The organism is Pseudomonas sp. PONIH3 (assembly GCF_002934345.1).
Taxonomy (GTDB): domain Bacteria; phylum Pseudomonadota; class Gammaproteobacteria; order Pseudomonadales; family Pseudomonadaceae; genus Aquipseudomonas; species Aquipseudomonas soli.
The window spans coordinates 5,098,940-5,120,546 of sequence record NZ_CP026386.1 but is presented as its reverse complement, the minus strand read 5'-3'; the positions used below and the strand labels follow the sequence as shown (position 1 = coordinate 5,120,546).

Below are 21,607 nucleotides of genomic sequence, written 5' to 3'. Positions count from 1 at the left end.
CACTCAGGCCGAGGCCAGCACCATCTGCAGGTATCGGACAAGGATAGCGAGCATCTGCTCATCGGCCTGCGCATTCGCATCCTTGAGCAGGCCCTGATATTCCATCTGCTCGATAATCGCCGTCAACATCTGGGCATCCTGTTCCGGCTGGCGCGAGCCGACCACCTGCAGTATCTGGCGCGCGCCATGCAGCAGGATCTGCTCGTGAGCCTGCACCAGCTCGGCCAGGCGCGGGCACAGCAGCGCCTCCTGGCGGAAGGCCTGTTCGGCCATGAGGAAGTCGCGGCGGTTGTTCAGTTGGCGCAGCACGTAGTCGGCCAGCATGCGCGCCACTTCATCGGCCAGGTGCGCCCGTGCCTCGTGGCTGCCGTCGCCCTGGGCCAGCAACTGGCGCAGCACGCCTTCGGTGTTGGTCCAGAGCTTGGCCATGTAGGCCGCGCTGCGCTCGACGTACTGGGCGAAGGTGTCGGCCAGCAGGTCCTGTATATCCTTGAAGTAGTAGGTGGTGGCCGACAGCGGCACGCCGGCCTCGGCGGCCACGGCGCGGTGGCGCACACCGCGCACGCCATCGCGCACGACGATGCGCATGGCGGCGTCGAGGATCTGCTGGCGGCGTTGCTCGCTGCCCTGTCGGGCGGTCTTGCGGCCTTGGTACTGCACGCTTTCGGCGACGGCGGTGGCGATGCCGGCGGCGCCCTGGTGGGGCATGGCGGGGGTCACTCGGGTTTACCTCACGAACAGTGGGTTGCCTGTACCGGCCTCATCGCGGGGCCCGTAGAAACAACATAAAGTTTCAGGCAAGAAAAAGCCGCCTCGAAAGGCGGCTTGTTCAGATCACTCAGGCCTGTGGACGCATGTGCGGGAACAGGATCACGTCGCGGATCGACGGCGAGTTGGTCAGCAGCATCACCAGGCGGTCGATGCCGATGCCTTCACCGGCGGTCGGCGGCATGCCGTACTCCAGTGCGCGGACGAAATCGGCGTCGTAGTGCATGGCTTCGTCGTCACCGGCGTCCTTTTCGGCCACCTGGGCCAGGAAGCGCTCGGCCTGGTCTTCGGCATCGTTGAGCTCGGAGTAGGCGTTGGCGATCTCGCGGCCACCGATGAACAGCTCGAAGCGGTCGGTCACGGCCGGGTTGTCGTCGTTGCGACGGGCCAGCGGCGAGACTTCGAACGGGTACTCGGTGATGAAGTGCGGCTGCTCCAGCTTGTGCTCGACCAGCTCTTCGAAAATCATCACCTGCAGCTTGCCCAAGCCCTCGTGGCCGAGCACCTTGGCGCCAGCCTTCTTGGCGATCTCGCGGGCACGGTCGACGTCCTGCAGGTCGGCGGCGGTGAGTTCCGGGTTGTACTTGAGGATCGAGTCGAACACCGACAGGCGCACGAACGGCTCGCCGAAGTGGAACACCTTGTCGCCGTACGGCACGTCGGTGCTGCCCAGCACCAGCTGCGCCAGCTCGCGGAACAGTTCCTCGGTGAGGTCCATGTTGTCGCGGTAGTCGGCGTAGGCCTGGTAGAACTCGAGCATGGTGAATTCTGGGTTGTGACGAGTCGAAACGCCTTCGTTACGGAAGTTGCGGTTGATCTCGAACACTTTCTCGAAACCACCGACCACCAGGCGCTTGAGGTACAGCTCCGGGGCGATGCGCAGGAACATGGCCATGTCCAGCGCGTTGTGGTGGGTTTCGAACGGCTTGGCCGCGGCGCCGCCGGGGATGGTCTGCAGCATCGGGGTTTCCACTTCGAGGAAGTCGCGCTCGATGAGGAACTTGCGGATGTGCGAGATCACCTGCGAACGCACACGGAAGGTGTGGCGGGTTTCCTCGTTGACCATCAGATCGACGTAGCGCTGGCGGTAGCGCTGCTCGGTGTCGGTCAGGCCGTGGTGCTTGTCCGGCAGCGGGCGCAGCGACTTGGTCAGCAGGCGCACGTTGGTCATTTCGACGTACAGGTCGCCCTTGCCGGAACGGGCCAGGGTACCTTCGGCGCTGATGATGTCGCCCAGGTCCCAGGTCTTGACCGCGGCCAGGGTCTCTTCCGGCAGGGTCTTGCGGTTGACGTAGACCTGGATGCGGCCGGTCATGTCCTGGATGACCATGAACGAGCCACGGTTGAGCATGATGCGACCAGCAACCTTGACCGGAATGGCGGCGGCTTCCAGCTCTTCCTTGGTCTTGTCCGCGTACTGTTTCTGCAGGTCGTTGCAGTAGCTGTCGCGACGGAAGTCGTTGGGGAAGGCGTTGCCCTTGGCGCGCTCGGCGGCAAGTTTTTCCTTGCGCAGCGCGATCAGGGTGTTTTCTTCCTGTTGCAGGTCTTGCGCTTCGGTCTTGAGGTCGCTCATGTCGTCATTCTTTCCATCAGGTGTTCGTTGCCCTCGCGGGTGAGGGATCGCGGGGCAAGCCCGCTCCCACGGGCCCGCCACGGCGGTGATGCTTACAGCCCCTGCTTGAGGCTCGCTTCCAGGTACTGGTCGAGGTCGCCGTCCAGGACCTTCTGGCAGTCGCTGCGCTCGACGCCGGTACGCAGGTCCTTGATGCGCGAGTCGTCGAGCACGTAGGAACGGATCTGGTGACCCCAGCCGATGTCCGACTTGCTGTCTTCCAGCGCCTGCGAGGCGGCATTGCGCTTCTGCATCTCCAGCTCGTACAACTTGGCCCGCAGCATTTTCATGGCGGTGTCCTTGTTGGCGTGCTGGGAACGTTCGTTCTGGCAAGCCACCACGGTGTTGGTCGGCACGTGGGTGATACGCACCGCCGAGTCGGTGGTGTTGACGTGCTGGCCACCGGCGCCGGAGGAGCGGTAGGTGTCGATGCGCAGGTCGGACGGGTTGATCTCGATCTCGACCTTGTCGTCGATCTCGGGCGAGACGAACACCGCCGAGAACGAGGTGTGGCGACGGGCGCCGGAGTCGAACGGGCTCTTGCGCACCAGGCGGTGCACGCCGATCTCGGTGCGCAGCCAGCCGAAGGCGTACTCGCCCTTGATGTGCACGGTGGCGCCCTTGATGCCGGCGACTTCACCTTCGGACAGTTCGATGATGGTGGCGTCGAAGCCGCGCTTGTCGGCCCAGCGCAGGTACATGCGCAGCAGAATGTTGGCCCAGTCCTGGGCCTCGGTGCCGCCGGAGCCGGCCTGGATATCCAGATAGGCGTTGTTCATGTCCATCTCGCCGCTGAACATGCGACGGAACTCGAGCTGGGCGAGGGATTCCTCGAGCCCTTGCAGCTCGGTCTCGACATCGCCGACAGCGCCTTCATCGCCCTCTTCGACAGCCATGTCGAGCAGGTCCTTGCAGTCGGACAGACCGTTGGCCAGTTTATCGAGGGTCTCGACCACCTGTGCCAGCATCGCGCGCTCACGGCCCAAGGCCTGGGCATACTCGGGCTTGTTCCAGACTGCGGCGTCTTCCAGCTCGCGGTTTACTTCGACCAGACGATCATGTTTGTGATCGTAGTCAAAGATACCCCCGAATAGACTGGGAACGCTCGGTGAGGTCCTTGATGGTGTTCAGGATCGGTTGGATTTCCATGGGCGGGCAGCTCTCGTGCGAATTCGGTGAAAAGCCCGCGAGTATAACCGAGTCTGCGCCACCGCGGCAGACCCGCCGGGCGGTATCGCCGGGCGCAGGGGTCGCCACAACCCACAGATTGAGTCAACGACCGACATTCACCCCTTCAGCGCCTTCTTGGGATAGATATCGTACCGGCTCGATTTCCCCTCGAGACTGTGACTCGGCTTGCCTCCCTCGATGATCGGCGCCTTGCGCGGCCGCTTGACCACCACCCGGTGGGTGGCCAGCGCCAGGGCGGCCTCGAGCAGGGCAGGTGCATCGAGGTCATCGCCGACCAGCGGCCTGAACACCCGCATCTCCTTCTTCACCAGCGCGCTCTTGTCGCGATGCGGGAACATCGGATCGAGGTAGATCACCTGCGGCGCCTCCCTCTCCCACGCACGCATGCGCTCGATGGCATTGCCTGTCAGCAGTTGCATGCGCGCGACGATCGGGCCGATTTCGGCATCCCCCCGCGCCCGCGCCAAACCGTCCTCCAGCAGCGCGGCAATCAATGGCTGGCGCTCGATCAGGGTCATCTCGCAGCCCAGGCTGGCCAGCACGAACGCGTCCTTGCCCAGCCCCGCCGTGGCATCGAGCACCCGCGGCCGCACGCCTTGGGCGATACCGACCGCCTTGGCGATCATCTGCCCGTTGCCACCGCCGTACAGCCGTCGATGCGCCGCCTGCCCCTCGACGAAATCCACCCGCACAGGCCCGGGCGCCTGCGGCCCCAGTTGCTGGATCTGCAGGCCCTCGGCGCCCAGCTGCACGGCAAACTCCGCCGCCTCGTCAACCAGCGGCAAGCCCAGTCGCTGCGCCCATGCTTCGGCCTGCGCCTGGAATTGCGCGGCCAACGCCTCGACCCTGATACCCGCCGCCTGTTGTTGCTCTAACATCGATTCGCGCACTCGAAAAAAATTAATGTAACCCCGGCCAGAGCCGATACAGGCAATATCCCGCTATTCTGCCAGAGCACAACGCCCGCGACTGCCATGACAGACACTCTTCCCATTGGCTTGACCTACTTGTCGCCCGTCGGCAACTACGGTCGACAGAATACCCAGGCACTGGGTGGCGTCAGCCACCTGTGGCAGGATTTCTTTGCCCGCGCCATGGCAGAGCAACAAAAAGGCGAAGTCGACGGTTTCAGCCAGGCGCTGATGCAGTGCGACCAGGAGAGCGGCGAACCGATCGGCGGCGCCCGCGCCCTGGCCCTGATCGATGCCCAGCGCGCCCTGCCGGTTCACGACACCGAGGTGGCACCACCCGAGCCGCTGTTCCTGCCCAAGGCGGAACTCGAGGCCAAACTGCTGCCACCTGCCCCCGAGCCCTTCGACACCGTCGAGTTGATCGAGCAGCAACGCCAGCTCGACATCGACAACAGCTGGGTGCGTCCAGTGGTCATGAGCCAGGGCCACCCCATCGCCGAGCCCGGCCCTGGCCCAACGCCACGCCCGCTGTTCCTGCCCATCGCCGAGTTCGAGACCGGCCTGCTCGACCCTGCGCCCGAGCCCTTCGACGACAGCACGCTGGCCAAACAGCAGAACGACCTGGAATTCGATATCCACTGGGCGCGCCCGGTTGTGCTGAACAACGTGCGCCTGCACGCCTGAACCTCAGCGGCAGATCTGCCAGAAACCCATGTCCGCATGGAAGTGATTGTGATGGGCGGCGTTGTACTCCGGCCCCAGCACCGTGCTGAAACTTGCGCACGCCGCCTCCTGCACCTGGCGCAGGAAGTCCGCCTTGCGCCCATCTCCCTGCCAGTCCCGCGCCAGCACGATGCGCTGGCCGTCCTGCAGGCGAAAACCACTGATATCCAGGGCATTGGCGCTGGCATGCTGGCTGAGCCGACCTTGCTTGCGGTGGTAGACGTTGCGGCAGGCAAAGCTGCCCAGGTGATCGACCTGGGTCACTGGCTGGCCGAACACCCGCTGCGCAGCCGGTTGCAACCCATGCACTTCGAACAGCGCATAGGCCACGGCCAGCGGGCAGCTGGCGAGGAAGCTGCTGCTGAGCCGCGCCTGCCCGCCTTCGATGCGCCAGACGTTGCGCAACGGGCAGTTGGCCGCCGCCGGGCTGTCGCTTTGCGGCCGATAGCGCAATGATGAAGTCTGCAAGGCCTGGCGGCACAGCTCGGGGTCGGCGCGCAGGCGCGACAGCTTGTAGGGTGTCAGCAGGTTCGGCGGCTGCCGCACATCCAGCACCGCCCATGGGTTCCAGGCATCCGCCGGGCGCAAACCGAGCCACCAGGCAACAAGCACGGCCAGCAGCAGGCTGGCCAGTACGGTCAACGTTTTGCCCATGCAGCCTCAGCGACGGAAAAGGTCATTGAGCTGAGCGAATGGCAAAGCCTGCTCGCCATAACTGAAAGTGCCCTGCTCATGGATCTCCAGCGCGGCCCGCTGCAAAGCGCCCAGGGCGGCACGCGCCAGCGATGAGCCGACACTGATGCGCTTGACGCCCAGGTCTTGCAACTGGTTCACGCTCAAGGGTACGCCCGCCATGCCCATCAGCACGTTCACCGGCCTTGGCGCCACGGCCTGCACCACCGCACGGATCTCATCGACGCTGCGCAGCCCCGGGGCATACAGCACATCGGCGCCGGCCTCGGCATAGGCTTGCAGCCTGCGAATGGTGTCATCCAGGTCGAGACGCCCGTGCAGCAGGTTCTCGGCGCGCGCGCAAAGGGTGAAGGGGAACGGCAGGCCGCGGGCAGCCTGCACGGCGGCGCGTACACGCGCCACGGACAGGTCGAAGTCGTAGATCGGCACTTCGGCGCGACCGCTGGCATCTTCGATCGAACCGCCCACCAACCCCACCTCGGCGGCGCGCAGAATGCTCTGTGCGCAGTCTTCGGGCAATTCGCCGAAGCCGTTTTCCAGGTCCGCCGCCACCGGCAATGGCGTGGCATCGACGATCGCCTGGGCGTTGCCCAGGGTTTCCTCGAGCGTCAGCGCGCCCTCGGCATCCGGCCGCCCCAGGCTGAACGCCAGCCCCGCGCTGGTCGTGGCCAGCGCTTCGTATCCCAGGCTGGCCAACAGCCTGGCGGAGCCGGCGTCCCACGGGTTGGGGATGACGAACGCGCCATCTCGCTCGTGGAGCGCCTTGAAAGCTTCGGCTCGCAGGGTTTGCACATCCATGGTTCAACCTCCCGGCAGTCAGATCAAAGTAACCCCAGTTGTTCGACCTCAGGGGCGCGGGGCAATTCAGGCAGCGCTGCAAGGCCCGGCAGGCGAGCCATCAGCCGCTGGTGAAAACGCTGGGCCAGCGCCGCCGCCAGGCGATTGTCGGAGGTATGCAGGAACACGTAGGGGCTGCGGCCCTCTTCAATCCATGCAGCGACCTTGTCGATCCATGGGGTGAGGAAGGTCTCGTTGGCCTCGAGCTGCGGATGGCCGATGAAGCGCACCTGCGGAGACTGGCTGAAGGCCGCTGGCCGCGGCGGCACCTTGGGCTTCTTAGCCTGGGCATGGAGCACCGCGGGCTCGCGCGAGGTGCAACTGAACAACGCACGCGGATCCAGGCAGATACGCTCGACTCCACGTTCATGCAGCAGGCGATTGAGCTGACGCTCCTCCTCGCCCCGGGCGAAGAAGGCGTCGTTGCGCACCTCAACCGCTACCGCCACACCGATCTCATCAAGGAAATGCGCCAGCTCGCCCAGCCGCGACGGGCCGAACATTGCCGGCAACTGCAGCCAATACGGCGCCACGCGCTCACCCAGGGGAGCCATCAGCCGAGTGAAGTCGACGGCCGCATCGAGTTGTTCACGCAGGTCGCCGGCATGGCTCACATCGCCGGGAAACTTGGCGGTGAAGCGAAACCCCGACGGCATGATCTGCGCCCAACGCTCGACGGTCGCCGGCGCGGGACGGGCATAGAAGGTGGTATTGCCTTCAACGGCGTTGAATACCTGGCTGTAGAGCCCGAGGAACTCGCCGCTACGGGCGTCGGCGGGATAGAGGTAATCGCGCCAGGCGTTTTCAGCCCAGGACGGGCAACCGAGGAAATAAGGCAGAGATGATGGCGTCATCCATCAAATGTACAGGTCCAGCCCCAGCACTTCCATCTCCCAGTCGGTGAAGCCGGCGGTGGTCAGGTAGCTGGCCAGGGCGGTGGAGGTACGGCGGTTGCGGGCGCGGGGGAAGATCAGGTCCTGCTGGCGGGCCGGCAGGTTCTCGCCGCGACGGCTGGCGCGGCTGATCTGCGCGTCGATGTCCTCGATGATCTCGGCATCGGCTTCATCGATGGCTTCGTCACGCGCCGGCGCCTTGCGTGGCGCACGCTTGATGGGGTAGCTCTGTGAGGAGAAGCCGTCGATACGCATGACAAAGGCACTCAGGATCAATGATGGCAATTTAGCAGCATCAGGAATCCTTCGCTAATGCCCGAACTGATAACTGGACCACAGTTCGCGCAAAAGGTTTTATCGTGAACGGCGATAGCCGACGAAATGCCTTCAACGCGCCTTGGGCGTAGCCACATTATCGCGCAAGTAGACCGGTTGCGCCTGCTCGGCGACCACCGCCTCGCCCCGTGCCCAGGCGAAGCCGGCCAGGGAGAGGATATCCAGGGCGCTGGGCAACGCACCCGCATCGATGGCAGATACCTGCACGGCCAGGCGCTCGGCGTAGCCCCAGCCGGTACCGGCACCGAACCATGCCTCGCCCGCGCCTTGTGGCAGGGCCACACCCTCCGGTGGCAGTACCGCCTCGTGGCCGACCAGACGCATCTCGCCCTGTTCGGCGCGGTAGCAACCCCAGTACACCTCGTCCATGCGCGCATCGATGGCCGCGGCCACCTGCTGCACGCCACGCTCACGCAAGGCGCCCTGAGCCAAGGCCGCCAGGTTGGATGTCGGCAGCACTGGGCGCTCCAAGGCGAAAGCCAGGCCCTGGACCACGCCGATGGCGATACGCACGCCGGTGAAGGCGCCCGGGCCACGGCCGAAGGCGATGGCATCCAGCGCGCTCAGCGCCACGCCCGATTCGGCCAGCAACTGCTTGATCATCGGAAGCAGCTTCTGCGCGTGCATGCGCGGGATCACCTCGTAATGGCTGGTCACCTTGCCGTCATGCAGCAGGGCGACGGAACAGGCTTCGGTAGCGGTATCCAGGGCCAGCAAGGTGGTCATCGAGCAAGGTATCCAGGCAACAGGGAAAAGAGCGGCAGTATAAACGACAACGGCCCGCAAGCGGGCCGTCGTGACACACGGTGATGGATCAGCTCAGGGCTGCCAGCACCTTGGCAGTGATCGATTCGACCGAACCGACGCCCTCGATGTGGCTGTACTTCGGTTTGCCGGCGTTGGCGGCCGACAGCTTCTGGTAGAAGTCCACCAGCGGCTTGGTCTGGCTGTGGTAGACCGACAGGCGGTGACGCACGGTTTCTTCCTTGTCGTCATCGCGCTGGATCAGGTCTTCGCCGGTGACGTCGTCCTTGCCTTCCACCTTCGGCGGATTGTACTGGATGTGGTAGGTGCGGCCGGATGCCAGGTGCACGCGGCGGCCAGCCATGCGGCCGACGATTTCTTCGTCGTCCACGGCGATTTCGACCACTGCGTCGATGTCGACGCCAGCGGCGACCATGGCTTCAGCCTGCGGGATGGTGCGCGGGAAGCCGTCGAACAGGCAGCCGTTGGCGCAGTCAGCCTGCGCGATGCGCTCCTTGACCAGGCTGATGATCAGCTCGTCGGAGACCAGCTGGCCGGCATCCATGACCTTTTTCAGCTCCAGGCCCAGTGGGGTACCGGCCTTGACGGCGGCACGCAGCATGTCACCGGTGGAGATCTGGGGAATACCGAACTTCTCGGTGATGAACTTTGCCTGAGTACCTTTACCGGCCCCGGGAGCTCCCAGCAGAATTACGCGCATCTTGTGCTCCTCATATTTTTTATGCAAATCAACGGATTCGGCGCACAAGGCCAATTCCGGAAAAATCGGTCGAGACCGCAAAATCGGTCAAAAGGCTGCTCAAGATACACAGCACCCGCCCCCCCGACAAGCGTCCCAAAGTGGCAGGAACGCGCCACTTGTAGCCTGCCAGAGGACAGGTTGCGCCAGGCGCAACCGGCCGCGCGAGGACCGATCACGATCCAGCGCGGCCCTCACCACGCCCGGACTGGGCTGAACTCAACCGGTGTTGCGCAACCCAGCCGCGATCCCGGCCACGGTCACCAGCAAGGCCTGCTCCAACGGGCTGTCCAGAGCGGCTTCGCGGCTGCGCGAGCGTGCCAGCAACTCGGCCTGCAGGCGGTGCAGCGGGTCCAGGTAGGTGTTGCGCAGGCGGATGAATTCCAAGGTTTCCGGGCTGTGCGCCAGTAGCACCGACTGCCCGGTCAGACCCAGTACCACCTGGCACGACTGCGACAATAGGTCGCGCAGGTGCGCGCCCAACGGCAGCAGTTCGGGTTGCACCAGACGTTCGTCGTAGGCCTCGGCGATCTGCGCATCGGCCTTGGCCAGGACCATCTCCAGCATGTCGATGCGGGTACGGAAGAACGGCCATTGTTCGCGCATCTGCGCCAGCAGCGCCCCCTGCCCGCGTGCCAGGGCATTGCTCAGCGCGGTCTCCCAGCCGAGCCAGGCCGGCAGCATCAGCCGTGTCTGGGTCCAGCCGAAGATCCAAGGGATCGCCCTCAGGCTTTCGATGCCGCCGGCGCGGCGCTTGGCCGGGCGACTGCCCAGCGGCAGGCGGCCAAGCTCCTGCTCGGGGGTGGACTGACGGAAGTACTCGACGAAGTCCGGATTTTCGCGCACCACGGCCCGGTAGGCCTTGACCCCGTCGGCGGCCAGCTGGTCCATCAGTACGCGCCAGGCCGGCTCAGGCGGCGGCGGTGGCAACAGGGTCGCCTCCAGCACCGCGGCCAGGTAGAGATTGAGGTTCTGTTCGGCGATGCCCGGCAGACCGAACTTGAAGCGGATCATCTCGCCCTGTTCGGTGGTGCGGAAACGGCCACCCACCGACCCCGGCGGCTGCGACAGGATCGCCGCGTGGGCTGGGCCGCCGCCACGCCCGACCGTGCCACCGCGACCATGGAACAGCAGCAACTCTACCTGGTGCTCACGGCAGATACGTACCAGGTTTTCCTGGGCGCGGTACTGGGCCCATGCCGCCGCCGTGGTGCCGGCATCCTTGGCCGAGTCGGAATAGCCGATCATCACCTCCTGCGGGCCGTGCAGGCCGGCACGATAGCCGGGGAGCCCGAGCAGGCGCTCCATGACCGGGCCTGCGTTGTCAAGGTCGGCCAGGGTCTCGAACAGGGGTACCACGCGCATCGGCCGGGTCAGCCCGGCCTCCTTGAGCAACAGCTGCACCGCCAGTACATCGGACGCCGCGCCGGCCATGGAAATCACGTACGACCCCAGCGACGCCGCCGGGGCCGCAGCGATTTCGCGGCAGGTGGCGAGTACTTCGGCGGTATCGGTCTGGGGCTGGAAATACGCCGGCAGCAGGGGGCGGCGGTTCTTCAGTTCGGTCTGGAGGAAGGTGATGCGTCGCTCTTCGTCCCACTCGGCGTAGCGGCCCAGGCCGAGGTAGTCGGTGATTTCCGACAGCGCGTCGCGATGGCGGGCAGCGTCCTGACGTACGTCCAGGCGCACCAGGAACAGACCGAAAGTCACCGCCCGGCGCAGGCAGTCGAGCAACGGGCCGTCGGCGATCACGCCCATGCCACACTCATGCAGCGACTGGTAGCACAGCTCCAGCGGCGCGATGAGGTCGCGATTGTCCACCAGCACCGCCGCGCTGGCCGGCTGCGTCGCGGCCAACGAGGCGTGGGCCCAGGCGCGGGTGGCACGCAGGCGGTCGCGCAACTGCTTGAGCAGCGCCCGGTATGGTTCGGCGCTGTCCCCGACCTTTTCCTTGAGCGCGGCGCTGGCCTGCTGCATGGACAGCTCGGCGGCCAGGTAGTCGATATCGCGCAGGAACAGGTCGGCGGCCATCCAGCGCGCCAGCAAGAGCACTTCGCGGGTTACCGCCGCCGTGACATTGGGATTGCCGTCACGATCACCGCCCATCCACGAGGCGAAGCGAATCGGCGCCGCCTCCAGCGGCAGGTGCAGGCCAGTCGCCTCGAACAGAGCCGCATCGACCTTGCGCAGGTGGCTGGGCACAGCCTGCCACAATGAGTGCTCGATCACGGCGAAGCCCCACTTGGCCTCGTCCACCGGTGTGGGCCGGGTCCTGCGGATTTCCTCGGTGTGCCAGGATTCGGCGATCAGCCGGCGCAGGCGTTCGCGCACCTGCTGGCGCTCGGCCGGGATCAGATCGCGGTGATCCTGCGCGGCCAGCTGCGCGGCAATGGCGTCGTACTTTTGGATCAAGGTGCGGCGCGCCACCTCGGTGGGGTGCGCGGTGAGCACCAGTTCGATGTTCAACTTGCCCAGTTGCCTGGCCAGCTCATCGTTGCCATGGCCAGCGGCCTTCAGGCGCGCCAGCAACTCGGGGAGCACCCGCGCCTCGAACGGTTCGGGTTGGCCAGCGTCACGGCGGCGGATCAGCTGGTACTGCTCGGCGATGTTGGCCAGGTTGAGGAACTGGTTGAACGCCCGCGCCACCGGCAGCAGGTCTTGCTCGGCCAGGTCGCCCAGGGTCGAGCTCAGTTGCTCGCCCGCTCCACGGCGGTCGGCCTTGGCGCTGTGGCGGATATCCTCGATCTTCTGCAGGAATGCCTCGCCATGCTGCTGGCGGATAGTCTCGCCAAGCAGTTCTCCTAAAAGGTGCACATCCTCGCGCAAGCGCAGATCGATATCACTCATCAGCCTTCTCCACTCCAGGAAACCGCATGCGCCCAAGAGTGCCCACTCGCGACCATTCCTGGCAAGGCGCATGCTGCCAAAGCAACTAAAGTGAACACAGATCATTCGAAGCAATGCCACTCCAGGCTTTGACAGAGGTCATCATGAAAATTCGCCAACTCGCCCAGCACTGGGAACAAAACGCCGCCGGCCGCCTGAGCCCCACCGGCCATGTCCTGCACCTGGACATGGAAGCAGAAGCGCGTCTGGCCGCGCTGATCGACATGTATCCCAAGCGTAGCCCCGAGGAGCTCTTGGGCGAGTTGGTGGCGGCGGCACTGGAAGAGCTGGAGGCCAGCTTCCCCTACGTCAAGGGCCAGCAAGTGATTGCCACCGACGAGGAAGGTGACCCGCTGTACGAGGACATCGGCCCTACTCCGCGCTTTCTGGCTCTCTCCAGGCGCCATCTGCAAGCCCTTGGCCGTGTGCATAAAGACCCCTCGCACTGAGCCACTTCGGGTGCCGGGCACTGCCCGGCATACCGTCATTTACAGCGGAAGTTCCAGGCGAAAACCGCTGACTGATTAGTCAGAAAAAAATACCTTTAGCGTGCAAATTTTTCTGAACTATTCAAAAAACACTCCGGTCACAGCCAATAGCCATCACGGCAAAACCCTGTAAACACGGGCCTTTGCGCCCGACACTGGCAACAGGGGAACAGCGATTGTCACGGCGTGGCATCGTCGTTTAACAGGAGTGACCCAATGGAGTTGACCACCATGAAGACCCGCATCGCACAACCTTCCTCCACTCATCTGCGCGGGCTCAAGCTGGCCGCGCTGGCCCTGGGCAGCAGCCTGGTGCTGGCCGGCTGCGCGGGCAAGCCGCCTACCGAGCAATACGCCGTGACCCAATCGGCGGTCAACTCGGCGGTCAGTGCCGGTGGCACCGAGTTCGCAGCAGTGGAGATGAAGGCTGCCCAGGACAAGTTCAAGAAAGCCGAAATCGCCATGCACGACAAGAAGTATGACGAGGCCAAGCTGCTGGCCGAGCAAGCCGAATGGGACGCTCGCCTTGCCGAGCGCAAAGCCCAGGCAGCCAAGGCCCAGAAGGCCGTGCAGGATGCTCGCCAGGGTGTCCAGGACGTACGTGAGGAAGGCCTGCGCAGCGCTGAATAAGCCTGCTCAGCTTCCACTGCCTTCGTTAAAGATCAAAGGATGAACACTATGCGCAATTACGTCATGATTCCCGCCCTGCTGGCCCTCAGCGTCGGCCTCGCCGCCTGCTCCCACGACCCGAACGCCAACCTCGAGTCGGCCCGCACCAATTTCTCCGCCCTGCAGAGCGATCCGCAGTCGAGCAAAGTGGCCGCGCTCGAGACCAAGGACGCTCAGGACTGGCTGAACAAGGCCGACAAGGCCTACATGGATCGCGAGGATGAGAAGAAGGTCGACCAGCTCGCCTACCTCACCAATCAACGCGTTGAAGTGGCCAAGCAGACCATTGCCCTGCGCACCGCAGAGGGTGAACTGAAAAACGCCGCGGCACAACGCGCCCAGGCCAAGCTCGACGCCCGCGATGCGCAGATCAAGAAACTGCAGGACAGCCTCAACGCCAAGCAGACCGACCGTGGCACCCTGGTGACCTTCGGCGACGTGCTGTTCGACTTCAACAAGGCGGAGCTCAAGAGCAGCGCCTACCCGAACGTCACCAAGCTGGCGCAGTTCCTTCAGGAGAACCCTGAACGCAAGGTGATCGTCGAGGGCTATACCGACAGCGTTGGTTCTGCCAACTACAACCAGACCCTGTCCGAACGTCGCGCCTCCGCAGTGCGCATGGCCCTGGTGCGTGCCGGTGTGGATCCTGCGCGCATCGTTGCCCAGGGTTACGGCAAGGAGTATCCGGTTGCTGACAACAGCAGCAACTCCGGCCGCGCGCAAAACCGTCGTGTGGAAGTAACCATCTCCAACGACAACCAGCCGGTGGCACCACGCTCGGTCAGCCAGATCCAGTAACGGTTGCACGTTGCGTTGAATGAAAAGCCCCGCCTTGATGGCGGGGCTTTTCGTTGCAACCACTCTTGCAAGCCGCTAACGAAAACGCCCCGAACGGGTCGGGGCGTTTACCTGGCACCTGTCACCGGCTACTGGAACAGCGACTCGCTAGACAGGCCATTCTTCTCAAGGATCTCACGCAGGCGCTTCAGGCCTTCGACTTGAATCTGCCGTACCCGCTCGCGGGTCAGGCCGATCTCCAACCCGACATCCTCCAAGGTACTGCTTTCATGCCCACGCAGGCCGAAGCGTCGTACCACCACCTCACGTTGCTTGTCGGTCAACTCACCCAGCCACTGGTCTATGCTCTGCGACAGATCATCATCCTGCAGCAGTTCGCATGGGTCGGTTGGACGATCATCGGTCAGTGTGTCGAGCAGTGTCTTGTCGGAGTCCGGCCCCAACGAGACATCCACCGAAGACACCCGCTCGTTCAGGCCAAGCATGCGCTTGACCTCGGCCACCGGTTTCTCCAGCAGGCTGGCGATTTCTTCCGGCGACGGCTCGTGGTCGAGTTTCTGCGTCAACTCGCGGGCAGCGCGCAGGTAGACGTTGAGCTCCTTTACCACGTGGATGGGCAGGCGAATGGTGCGGGTCTGGTTCATGATCGCCCGCTCGATGGTCTGGCGGATCCACCAGGTCGCGTAGGTCGAGAAGCGGAAGCCGCGCTCGGGGTCGAACTTCTCTACCGCACGAATCAGCCCCAGGTTGCCTTCCTCGATCAGGTCGAGCAACGACAGGCCGCGATTGACGTAACGGCGGGCGATCTTGACCACCAGGCGCAGGTTGCTTTCGATCATGCGCTTGCGGCCGGCCGGGTCGCCTTTTTGCGACAGACGCGCGAAATGCACTTCTTCCTCTGGCGAAAGCAGGGGCGAGAAGCCGATTTCGTTGAGATACAGTTGGGTCGCATCAAGTGCCCGACTGTAGTCGATGTACTTGTGCTGCTTGAGCGATGCGCCCTGTTTCGACTTGGTCCGAACCGAAGGTACAGCAGGTTCGTCTGACACCACATCCGTTTCCAAAACGATGCCCGTCTCCATCAGAAGCAGGTCATCGTCGATGTCAAACTCCGGCACTTCTTTACTGAGAGCCATTGTTATAGTCCTTTGCTGAGTTCGAACTCAGACTCGAGCGTCACCCTTCCATGGCAGCGCTGGAGCCTGTCCCCTCTACATCCAAGGAACAGGCTGGGACAATGATCAACGGCGTGGCAGGAACTGGAGTGGATCGACGGGTTTGCCCTGGCGGCGAATCTCGAAATGCAGCTTCACCCGATCAGTGCCCGTGGACCCCATTTCTGCGATCGTCTGCCCTGCCTTGACCTGCTGCCCCTCACGAACCAAAAGCCTGCGGTTATGACCGTAGGCACTGACGTAGGTATCGCTGTGTTTGATGATGATGAGCTCGCCATAGCCCCTCAAGCCACTGCCGGCGTAGACCACCGCTCCATCAGACGCAGCAAAAACAGGCTGTCCCAAATCACCGGCGATATCAATGCCTTTATTCAAACTACCGTTTGAAGCGAATTTTCCAATCAGCACGCCGTTCGCCGGCCACGTCCAACCGCCGACGGCGCGCTCTGCGGCGGGCACCTGGGCAACCGTTTGCGAGGTGGTGGAAGGGGCAGTTGTGGCACTTTTGCCATTGCTGGTCGCCGGTGCCGTGGTGGCGACCGGCCGGCGGATCACGGTGGTCCGGCTCGACGACGAAGTGCTGCCGACGACCGTCGTGCTGCCCCCCGCGCCGCTGCTGAAACGGATCGGCTGGCCCGGGCGGATGGTGTAGGGGGCGGGAATATTGTTGCGCGCCGCCAGCTCCTTGTAGTCCCAACCGTAGCGGAAGGCGATGGAGAACAGCGTGTCGCCGGGTTTGACGATGTACTGGCCAGAGGTGACGGTCGGGCGCTTGGGCGCGGCGTTGTTGCGGTCGACCACGCGGGCGCCGTTCGAGCTGGTGCTGGAACAGCCAGCCAGCAGGGTCCCCATGGCCAGCGCGATCACCAGAAGCTTCAATACCGACCGATCCTTGCGCTGCCGCATGCCTGTGTGACCCACCCGCGCTCCCCTCATGCTGTCAAAAATGACGATACAAAATGCAATATTGTTTCAATTATAACCGAGCCATCCTGCTTGGGGTGACTCGCTGTTGGCCTGATCGGTGTCCGAAAAGCGCCACGCCAGATAGACAGGGCCCAGACGCAAGAATTCGTCGTCGGCGCAAATATTCCGTGGCCCCGTTCAGGCCAGTGGGCCATTGAGCAACGGCACGAAGCGCACGGCCCCAAGTACCCGGCGCGAGAAGCCATGCTCTTCGCGCACGATCAGCATCAGTTGCTGGGTCTCCCCCGCCGGCCCGACCGGGATCACCATGCGCCCACCTGGCGCCAACTGATCGAGCAGTGCCTGCGGCACTTCAGGCGCGACTGCGGTGACGATGATGCCGTTGTACGGCGCCAGCGCCGGCCACCCTTCGCAGCCGTCGCCCCAGCGGAACACCACATTGCGCAGGTTGAGTTCGACCAGACGCTCCTTGGCCCGGTCCTGCAGCACCTTGATGCGCTCCACCGAGAACACCCGCTCGACCAGTTGGGCGAGGATCGCGGTCTGGTAGCCTGAACCGGTGCCGATCTCCAGCACCTTGTCCAAGGGGCCCGCCTCGAGCAACAGCTCGCTCATGTGCGCGACCATGAACGGCTGGGAAATCGTCTGGTTGTGGCCGATCGGCAGCGCCGTGTCTTCATAGGCGCGATGGGCCAGGGCTTCATCGACGAACAGGTGGCGCGGGGTACGACGAATGGCTTCGAGCACCTTGGCGTTCGACACGCCTTCCTCATAGAGCCGCTGGATCAGCCGCTCCCGAGTACGCTGGGAGGTCATGCCGATGCCGCGGCGCTGCAGATCGTCCTGTTCGCGCATCAGAGCAGGCCCTCCAGCCAACCGTCGAGGCGCTCGAAGGCATCGTTGAAGGTGCGGTCCAGCTGCAGTGGCGTTATCGATACGTAGCCCTGCATCACGGCATGGAAGTCGGTGCCCGGGCCGCCGTCTTCGGCATCGCCGGCCACGGCGATCCAGTAGCCTTCCTTGCCCCGCGGATTGACCACCTTGGTCGGCGCCGCGGCCCGCGCGCGGTGCCCCAGGCGGGTGAGCTGGATGCCACGGATATGCTCCAGCGGCAGGTTGGGGATGTTGACGTTGAGCACGGTGCGCGGCGGCAACGCCAGGCGCGACTGCGCCTCGACCAAGCGCCGGGCAATGTAGGCGGCGGTCGGCAGGTTATCGGGCAGGCGCGACAGCAGCGAGAAGGCCAGCGAGGTGCCGCCGAGGAAGCGCCCCTCCAACGCCGCAGCCACCGTGCCCGAATAGAGCACGTCATCCCCCAGGTTGGCGCCCAGGTTGATGCCGGACACCACCATGTCGGGGGTTTCCGGCAGCAGGCCGTTGAGCCCCAGGTGCACGCAGTCGGTGGGCGTGCCGTTGAGGCTGATGAAGCCGTTGGCCAAGGTCTGCGGGTGCAGCGGCCGGTCCAGTGTCAGCGAACTGCCGGCACCGCTCTTGTCTTGATCCGGGGCAATCACCACGCACTCGGCATGGTCCACCAACGCTTCATGCAGCGCGGCGAGGCCGGGTGCGGTAACACCGTCGTCATTCGAAATCAGAATACGCATGGGCTGTCCGTCTGCCCTGCCGGCACCAGATCGACGAGTTCGCGCACCACCACGGTGGCGAAGCATCCGGCCGGAAGGACGAATTCCAGTTGCAGGATATCAGGCTCGGGATAATGCCACGTCAGCCGCCCAATAGGGAGCCGCAGGATGCGCCGTTCGTGATCCATGCCCGCTTGCGCCAGCCAATCGCACAGCGCCGGATGTCGTCCGGCCACCGTGGACTCAAGATCCAGGGTCGCGCCCTGGCTCGGTGCCGCACCGGCGCCCCACAGCGGGCCGGTCGGGTGCAGGTCGAGAATGGCCAGGCGCGGGTCGTTGCACTCGGCCTCGCCGGCCACGAAGAAGCTGCGCTTGTCGGTGAAGGCCAGCAGGTCGCCGACCTGGGCGCGCTGCCAGCTGCCGTCGGCGACACGGGCGGCAAGCACCTGGTTGAACAGGTAGCTGCGCCCGGCCGACAGCAGCCGCGAACGCAAGTTGCGCTGCTCGGGCAGCGCCTGGCGAGCGGCCCAGTCCTGGGCGTCGTGTACATTGCCACCGCCATGGCCGAAGCGCTGGCTACCGAAGTAGTTGGGCACGCCCTGCTGCTTGAGCTGCTCCAGGCGGGCATCGAGGGCCTGGTGGTCGGCCTGCAGCGCGGTCAGGCGCAAGGTGAAGCCATTGGCCGAATGCGCACCACGCTGCAGCTTGCGCTGGTGGCGCACCTGCTTGAGCACGCGCAGGGTGTCGTCCTCGGCACGGGACAGGTCGGGGTCGGCCTTGCCCGGCAGATGCAGGCTGAACCACTGGCGGGTCAGGGCCTGGCGGTCCTTGAGGCCGGCATAGCTGATGGCGCGCACCGGCACGCCGGCGGCGCGGGCCAGGCGGCGAGCCGCCTCCTCGGTGTTGAGGTCGCGCTTCTCGACCCACAGCCACAGGTGTTCGCCCTGGCCGGACAGCGGGATATCCAGGACTTCATCAACCTGGAAGTCTTCAGCCACCGCCTTGAGCACCGCGGTGCCCAAGACATCGCCCGAGGCCCGAGGGCCCAGCAGTTCCAGTTCGGTCATGCTGATAGCAGCAGGGCGACCGCATGCACGGCGATGCCCTCCTCGCGACCGGTGAAGCCCAGCTTTTCTTCAGTAGTGGCCTTGACGTTGACCTGGTCGAGCTCGACCTGCAGGTCTGCGGCGATCTGCTGGCGCATGGTCTCGATGTGCGGGGCCATCTTCGGTGCCTGGGCGACGATGGTGGCGTCGATGTTGCCGACCTTCCAGCCCTTGTCGCGCACGACAGCGACCACGTGGCGCAGCAGCACCCGGCTGTCGGCGCCCTTGAACTGCGGGTCGGTGTCGGGGAAATGCTTGCCGATGTCGCCCAGCGCCGCGGCGCCCAGCAAGGCATCGCTCAGGGCGTGCAACAGCACGTCGCCGTCGGAGTGGGCCAGCAGGCCGAACTTGTGGGGGATACGCACCCCGCCCAAGGTAATGAAATCACCGTCGCAGAAACGATGGACATCGTAGCCGTGGCCAATACGCATAGAAAACGCCCTGATTGAGTCAGGGCGTGATTCTACCTGCTTTTGCGGTAATGGGGCTGCTTCACGGCCCTGCGGCTCAGACCCTGCCCAGTGCCACCGCATGATGGCGCAGGTGTTCATCGATGAAGCTGGCGATGAAGTAGTAGCTATGGTCGTAGCCTGGCTGCAGGCGCAGGGTCAGCCCATGGCCGCCCTTGCGCGCCGCCTGCTCCAGCGCCTCTGGCTTGAGCTGCTTTTCAAGGAAGTCATCGCGATCCCCCTGGTCCACCAGCAACGGCGGGCACTCGTCCGCCTCGGCCAGCAGCACACTGGCATCCCACTCGCGCCACTGTGCCCGGTCTTCGCCCAGGTAGCGGCTGAAGGCCTTCTCGCCCCACGGGCAATCCATTGGATTGCTGATCGGTGAGAACGCCGACACCGAGCGGTAGCGCCCCGGGTTGCGCAAGGCGCAGACCAGCGCGCCATGCCCGCCCATCGAGTGGCCACTGATACTGCGCAGGTCGGACGCCGGGAAATGTTCCTCGATCAATGCCGGCAACTCGTGCACCACATAGTCGTGCATCTGGTAGTTGCGGGCCCAGGGCTGCTGGATGGCATTGAGGTAGAACCCCGCGCCGAGGCCGAAGTCCCAGGCACCATCCGGATCGCCCGGCACCTGCTCGCCACGCGGGCTGGTGTCCGGAGCAACGATGATCAGCCCAAGCTCCGCGGCCAGGCGCTGGGCGCCGGCCTTCTGCATGAAGTTCTCGTCGGTGCAGGTCAGGCCGCTGAGCCAGTACAGAACAGGCAGCTTTTCGCCCTGCTCGGCCTGGGGCGGCAGGTACACCGCGAACACCATGTCGCAGCCAAGCACCTTGGAACTGTGCCGGTAACGCTTGTGCCAGCCGCCGTAGCTTTTCTGGCAAGAGATGTTTTCCAGCGTCATGGCGAGGGCCTCAGAAGTGGATCACGCTGCGGATGCTCTTGCCTTCGTGCATCAGGTCGAAAGCTTTGTTGATGTCCTCCAGGCCCATGGTATGGGTAATGAAGGTGTCCAGCGGGATCTCGCCTTTCTCGGACATTTCCACGTAGCTCGGCAGCTCGCTGCGGCCACGCACACCGCCGAAGGCCGAACCGCGCCAGACGCGACCGGTGACCAGCTGGAACGGACGGGTGGCGATTTCCTGGCCGGCACCGGCCACGCCGATGATCACCGACTCGCCCCAGCCCTTGTGGCAGCATTCCAGCGCCGCGCGCATCAGTTGCACATTGCCGATGCACTCGAAGGAGAAGTCCACGCCACCGTCGGTGAGGTCGACGATCACTTCCTGGATCGGGCGATCGTAGTCTTTCGGGTTGATGCAGTCGGTGGCGCCCAGCTGGCGGGCGATCTCGAACTTGGCCGGGTTGATGTCGATGGCGATGATGCGCGAAGCCTTGGCCTTGACCGCGCCGATCACTGCCGACAGACCGATGCCGCCGAGGCCGAAGATGGCAACGGTGTCACCCGGCTTGACCTTGGCGGTATTGAGCACCGCGCCAATACCGGTAGTCACGCCGCAGCCGAGCAGGCAGACCTTCTCCAGCGGAGCCTCTTTCTGGATCTTGGCCACGGAAATTTCCGGCAGCACGGTGTACTCGGAAAAGGTCGAGGTGCCCATGTAGTGGAACAGCTGCTGGCCCTTGTAGCTGAAACGGGTGGTGCCGTCGGGCATCAGGCCCTTGCCCTGGGTGGCGCGGATGGCCTGGCACAGGTTGGTCTTGCCCGAGCGGCAGAACTTGCACTGGCCACATTCCGGGGTATACAGCGGGATGACATGGTCGCCCACCGCCACCGAGGTCACGCCCTCGCCAATCGCCTCGACGATCGCCCCGCCCTCATGGCCAAGGATCGAAGGGAAGATGCCTTCCGGGTCGGCGCCGGACAGGGTGTAGGCGTCAGTGTGGCAGACACCGGAGGCGACGACGCGCAGCAGCACTTCACCGGCCTTGGGCATGGCTACGTCGACTTCGACGATTTCCAGGGGTTTCTTGGCCTCGAAGGCGACGGCGGCACGGGACTTGATCATCAAGGGTCTCCAGAGAAGATGTCGATTG

23 protein-coding genes are annotated in these 21,607 nt (G+C 64.6%); 4 read left to right on the top strand and 19 right to left on the bottom strand.

All coding sequences use genetic code 11. The annotated features are described in order from the left end of the window. Positions 1-3: 3 nt before the first annotated feature. The 4 genes from C3F42_RS23745 to C3F42_RS23730 all read right to left on the bottom strand — a co-directional run bounded on the left by C3F42_RS23745 (position 4) and on the right by C3F42_RS23730 (position 4,449). Complete coding sequence (locus tag C3F42_RS23745; protein ID WP_046854423.1) at positions 4-708, bottom strand: TetR/AcrR family transcriptional regulator; 705 nt, start codon at positions 706-708, stop codon at positions 4-6. A gap of 130 nt (positions 709-838) precedes the next feature. Continuing rightward, on the bottom strand, positions 839-2,341 hold the full coding sequence (lysS, locus tag C3F42_RS23740; RefSeq protein WP_023630948.1) for a lysine--tRNA ligase: 1,503 nt from the start codon (positions 2,339-2,341) through the stop codon (positions 839-841). 92 nt (positions 2,342-2,433) lie between these two features. Further along, positions 2,434-3,529 (bottom strand): peptide chain release factor 2 gene (prfB, locus tag C3F42_RS23735; protein WP_104444985.1). Its coding sequence is split into 2 segments (ribosomal slippage): positions 2,434-3,456 and positions 3,458-3,529, totalling 1,095 coding nucleotides; the frame shifts between segments, so codons are not numbered across the junction. 137 nt (positions 3,530-3,666) lie between these two features. Further along, complete coding sequence (locus tag C3F42_RS23730; RefSeq protein WP_094012409.1) at positions 3,667-4,449, bottom strand: class I SAM-dependent methyltransferase; 783 nt, start codon at positions 4,447-4,449, stop codon at positions 3,667-3,669. Positions 4,450-4,545: 96 nt separating this feature from the next. On the opposite strand from C3F42_RS23730, the gene C3F42_RS23725 reads away from it, so the two are divergent. Beyond that, entirely contained in the window at positions 4,546-5,166 is a 621-nt protein-coding gene (locus tag C3F42_RS23725; RefSeq protein ID WP_094012410.1) for an energy transducer TonB, read from the top strand. A gap of 3 nt (positions 5,167-5,169) precedes the next feature. On the opposite strand, the gene C3F42_RS23720 is transcribed toward C3F42_RS23725, so the two are convergent. The 7 genes from C3F42_RS23720 to ppc form a co-directional block, all read right to left on the bottom strand. Further along, on the bottom strand, positions 5,170-5,859 hold the full coding sequence (locus C3F42_RS23720) for an extensin family protein (RefSeq protein WP_094012411.1): 690 nt from the start codon (positions 5,857-5,859) through the stop codon (positions 5,170-5,172). Positions 5,860-5,865: 6 nt separating this feature from the next. Beyond that, on the bottom strand, positions 5,866-6,696 hold the full coding sequence (locus C3F42_RS23715; RefSeq protein WP_094012412.1) for an oxaloacetate decarboxylase: 831 nt from the start codon (positions 6,694-6,696) through the stop codon (positions 5,866-5,868). A 23-nt stretch (positions 6,697-6,719) separates the two neighbouring features. Next, positions 6,720-7,589, bottom strand: a complete 870-nt coding sequence (locus tag C3F42_RS23710) for a DUF72 domain-containing protein (protein ID WP_094012413.1) — start codon at positions 7,587-7,589, stop codon at positions 6,720-6,722. A gap of 3 nt (positions 7,590-7,592) precedes the next feature. Further along, positions 7,593-7,883 carry a hypothetical protein gene (locus tag C3F42_RS23705; protein ID WP_038707592.1) on the bottom strand — a complete coding sequence of 97 codons (291 nt, stop codon included), beginning with the start codon at positions 7,881-7,883 and terminating at the stop codon, positions 7,593-7,595. Between the two features lie 132 nt (positions 7,884-8,015). Beyond that, complete coding sequence (gene tsaB / locus C3F42_RS23700; RefSeq protein WP_094012414.1) at positions 8,016-8,690, bottom strand: tRNA (adenosine(37)-N6)-threonylcarbamoyltransferase complex dimerization subunit type 1 TsaB; 675 nt, start codon at positions 8,688-8,690, stop codon at positions 8,016-8,018. A gap of 88 nt (positions 8,691-8,778) precedes the next feature. Then, the gene (gene adk / locus C3F42_RS23695; protein ID WP_023632584.1) at positions 8,779-9,429 is read right to left on the bottom strand and encodes an adenylate kinase; all 651 of its coding nucleotides are present in this window, start codon (positions 9,427-9,429) and stop codon (positions 8,779-8,781) included. A 258-nt stretch (positions 9,430-9,687) separates the two neighbouring features. Further along, entirely contained in the window at positions 9,688-12,315 is a 2,628-nt protein-coding gene (ppc, locus tag C3F42_RS23690; RefSeq protein ID WP_104444984.1) for a phosphoenolpyruvate carboxylase, read from the bottom strand. Positions 12,316-12,458: 143 nt separating this feature from the next. On the opposite strand from ppc, the gene C3F42_RS23685 reads away from it, so the two are divergent. From C3F42_RS23685 to C3F42_RS23675, 3 genes are all read left to right on the top strand, one after another. Further along, complete coding sequence (locus tag C3F42_RS23685) at positions 12,459-12,803, top strand: hypothetical protein (RefSeq protein WP_023630100.1); 345 nt, start codon at positions 12,459-12,461, stop codon at positions 12,801-12,803. Between the two features lie 255 nt (positions 12,804-13,058). Next, positions 13,059-13,472 (top strand): DUF4398 domain-containing protein, encoded by a 414-nt coding sequence (locus C3F42_RS23680; protein ID WP_023630101.1) that lies wholly within the window; start codon positions 13,059-13,061, stop codon positions 13,470-13,472. Between the two features lie 48 nt (positions 13,473-13,520). Beyond that, on the top strand, positions 13,521-14,309 hold the full coding sequence (locus C3F42_RS23675) for an OmpA family protein (RefSeq protein WP_023630102.1): 789 nt from the start codon (positions 13,521-13,523) through the stop codon (positions 14,307-14,309). A gap of 128 nt (positions 14,310-14,437) precedes the next feature. Here the strand turns inward: C3F42_RS23675 and rpoS are convergent, their stop codons facing one another. The 8 genes from rpoS to C3F42_RS23635 form a co-directional block, all read right to left on the bottom strand. Then, positions 14,438-15,445, bottom strand: coding sequence for an RNA polymerase sigma factor RpoS (gene rpoS / locus C3F42_RS23670; RefSeq protein WP_011535249.1), 1,008 nt, complete (start codon positions 15,443-15,445; stop codon positions 14,438-14,440). A 105-nt stretch (positions 15,446-15,550) separates the two neighbouring features. Beyond that, positions 15,551-16,405, bottom strand: a complete 855-nt coding sequence (locus C3F42_RS23665; protein ID WP_038706680.1) for a peptidoglycan DD-metalloendopeptidase family protein — start codon at positions 16,403-16,405, stop codon at positions 15,551-15,553. Positions 16,406-16,588: 183 nt separating this feature from the next. Beyond that, complete coding sequence (locus tag C3F42_RS23660; protein ID WP_162175259.1) at positions 16,589-17,227, bottom strand: protein-L-isoaspartate(D-aspartate) O-methyltransferase; 639 nt, start codon at positions 17,225-17,227, stop codon at positions 16,589-16,591. Positions 17,228-17,265: 38 nt separating this feature from the next. After that, on the bottom strand, positions 17,266-18,015 hold the full coding sequence (gene surE / locus C3F42_RS23655) for a 5'/3'-nucleotidase SurE (protein ID WP_038706681.1): 750 nt from the start codon (positions 18,013-18,015) through the stop codon (positions 17,266-17,268). After that, positions 18,003-19,061, bottom strand: coding sequence for a tRNA pseudouridine(13) synthase TruD (truD, locus tag C3F42_RS23650; RefSeq protein WP_104444983.1), 1,059 nt, complete (start codon positions 19,059-19,061; stop codon positions 18,003-18,005). The genes surE and truD overlap by 13 nt, the downstream gene beginning before the upstream one ends. Then, the gene (ispF, locus tag C3F42_RS23645) at positions 19,058-19,531 is read right to left on the bottom strand and encodes a 2-C-methyl-D-erythritol 2,4-cyclodiphosphate synthase (RefSeq protein WP_023630834.1); all 474 of its coding nucleotides are present in this window, start codon (positions 19,529-19,531) and stop codon (positions 19,058-19,060) included. The genes truD and ispF overlap by 4 nt, the downstream gene beginning before the upstream one ends. Positions 19,532-19,607: 76 nt before the next feature. Further along, positions 19,608-20,456, bottom strand: coding sequence for an S-formylglutathione hydrolase (gene fghA, locus C3F42_RS23640; RefSeq protein ID WP_094012418.1), 849 nt, complete (start codon positions 20,454-20,456; stop codon positions 19,608-19,610). Between the two features lie 10 nt (positions 20,457-20,466). Then, complete coding sequence (locus tag C3F42_RS23635; protein ID WP_031315222.1) at positions 20,467-21,579, bottom strand: S-(hydroxymethyl)glutathione dehydrogenase/class III alcohol dehydrogenase; 1,113 nt, start codon at positions 21,577-21,579, stop codon at positions 20,467-20,469. Positions 21,580-21,607 lie beyond the last annotated feature (28 nt).